This is a genomic window from Candidatus Methylomirabilota bacterium, assembly GCA_036005065.1.
GTDB lineage: Bacteria > Methylomirabilota > Methylomirabilia > Rokubacteriales > DASRDR01 > DASYQW01.
Genome location: DASYQW010000047.1, coordinates 1 through 2033 on the forward strand (window position 1 = coordinate 1; position 2033 = coordinate 2033).

Annotated in this window: 3 protein-coding genes; 2 read left to right on the forward strand and 1 reads right to left on the reverse strand. The window is 72.0% G+C overall.

Going from position 1 to position 2033, the window contains the following annotated elements; genetic code table 11:
- Positions 1–103: 103 nt before the first annotated feature.
- Positions 104–970, forward strand: coding sequence for an ABC transporter permease (locus VGW35_03145; protein ID HEV8306640.1), 867 nt, complete (start codon positions 104–106; stop codon positions 968–970).
- 3 nt (positions 971–973) lie between these two features.
- Here the strand turns inward: VGW35_03145 and VGW35_03150 are convergent, their stop codons facing one another.
- On the reverse strand, positions 974–1501 hold the full coding sequence (locus tag VGW35_03150) for a DNA-3-methyladenine glycosylase I (protein HEV8306641.1): 528 nt from the start codon (positions 1499–1501) through the stop codon (positions 974–976).
- A 184-nt stretch (positions 1502–1685) separates the two neighbouring features.
- On the opposite strand from VGW35_03150, the gene VGW35_03155 reads away from it, so the two are divergent.
- Positions 1686–2033 (forward strand): alpha/beta family hydrolase (locus tag VGW35_03155; protein HEV8306642.1); only part of this gene is annotated, 348 nt, incomplete at its 3' end.

Here is a 2033-nt window from a genome sequence, read left to right on the forward strand (position 1 = left end):
ATCTATGGGGTGGACGCTGGCCGCGAGACGCTCGAGGAGCGCTTCGTCGAGCTGCTGGCTCGCCCGGCCAATCCGGACCAGGGCGCGTGACGCGGGGCCAGCCGTGAACATCCTCGTCATCGCCCGGCTCACCCTCCTGGAGGCGCTCCGCCGGCGGCTCCTGTGGGCCCTGGCCGTGCTCACGGTCGCCGTCGTCGTCCTGACCGGATGGGGCTTTGCGCTGCTCACCGCCAATGCCCGGGAGCGCGCCGTGCCGCCGCTCGAGTTCGTGGTGGCGGTGAGCCAGCTGCTCATCCTCGTCGCCTTCATGTTCAGCTTCGTGCTGGCGATGACGGCTGCCTTCCTGGGGGCGCCCGCGATCGCCGCCGACCTGGAGTCGGGCGTCCTCCAGGCGGTGGCCGCCAGGCCGATCCGCCGCGCCGAGATCCTGATCGGCAAGTGGCTGGGACTGGCCATCATCGTGCTCGGCTACGCGATCGCGGCGGGGCTTCTCCAGGTGGGGGCGGTGGGCCTGGTCTCGGGATACCTGCCCCCGGACCCGTTGAGTGCCACGCTGTTTCTCGGCGGCCAGGCGATCGTCCTGCTGAGCATCGCCCTGCTGCTCAGCACGCGGCTGCCCACGATCGCTGGCGGGGCGGTCGCGGTCGTCCTGTTCGGCGTGTCATGGATCAGCGGCGTGATGGGCGGCATCGCCGGCGTGCTCGGCCTGGACGCGCTTGCCCGCACGGTGGAGGCCAGCCGGTTCGTGGTGCCCCTCGACGGGTTGTGGAAGGGCGCCGTATACGCATTGGAGCCGCCGGCGTTCATCCTTCTCGCGACGTCCGCCGGCGAGCGAGCCGCCCGCCTGGCAGCCAACAACCCCTTCTACGCTTCGGCGCCGCCGTCGACGGGCTTCCTGCTCTACGTCGGTGCGTGGCTGGTCGTGATCCTCGCCCTGGCCGCCTGGTCGTTCGCCCGCCGCGAGATCTGACGCTCAGCGCCGCCCGACGTATCGGAAGCAGCCCGGCAGGTGGTCGTCGACGAGGCCGACGCTCTGCATGAAGGCGTACACGATCGTGGGGCCCACGAAACGCATGCCATGCCGGCGGAGGTCGATCGACAGCGCCTGGGCGGCCGGCGTGGTGCTCGCGATGTCAGAGGCGGTCGCGGTGGCCGGAAGGCGGGGCGTGGGTCCCGGCAGGCGGTCCACCAGGTATCCGTCGAAGGACCCGAAGGCAGCCTGGATCGCCCGGATCGCCGCAGCGTTGCCGACCGTCGCTTCGATCTTCGCGGCGTTCCGGACGATGCCGGCGTCGGCCATGAGGCGGGCCCGGTCGCGCGCCCCGAAGGAGGCGACCACCGCCGGATCGAACCCGCGAAACGCGGTCCGGAACGCCTCTCGCTTGCGGAGGATCGTGGACCATGACAGGCCCGCCTGGAACGACTCCAGCGCGAGCCGTTCGAAGAGCTCGGCGTCGTCGTGGATCCGGATGCCCCATTCCCCATCGTGATAGGCGACCATGAGCGGGTCGGGGCGGCCGCCAGTCGCCAGCGACCACCAGCAGCGTGGGCGATCGTCTGCGCCAGTCGCGGGTGTCGAAGCGGGTGGTTCGGTCATCGGCTCGGATGGGACGAGATCGGACGGCGAGGCTGGTCGCCCCGAGCGTACTCTGGCACGCAGTCGGGCGTCGGGGTAGGCTGCCGGCATGGCCACCCCCGTCCGTGTCTATCTGGGTCCGGGCGCCTCGGGTTCAGCCGCCACGATGGAGCCCCTCGCCGCCGGGCTCCGCGCTCGCGGCGTCGATGCCGTGGCCATCGACCTCCCGAAGCGTCGGGCGGAGGCCGCCGTCCACGCCCTGCTCGCGATCGCCCCGCCGGGCGATCACGTGGTCGTCGGCGGCCAGTCGTACGGCGGGCGAGTGGCCAGCCTCGCGGCGGCGGAGCATCGGTACCGCGGGCTGATCTGCTTCTCCTACCCGCTCCACCGACCCGGCCATCCGGACGGCACCACGCGGGTCGCTCACTGGCCGGCGATCGCCTGCCCGGTGCTGCTG

Bases quoted from the DNA above. Each gene is read 5' to 3' on its own strand.
- VGW35_03150 (HEV8306641.1), bottom strand. From the start codon at position 1,501: ATGGTCGCCTATCACGATGGGGAATGGGGCATCCGGATCCACGACGAC.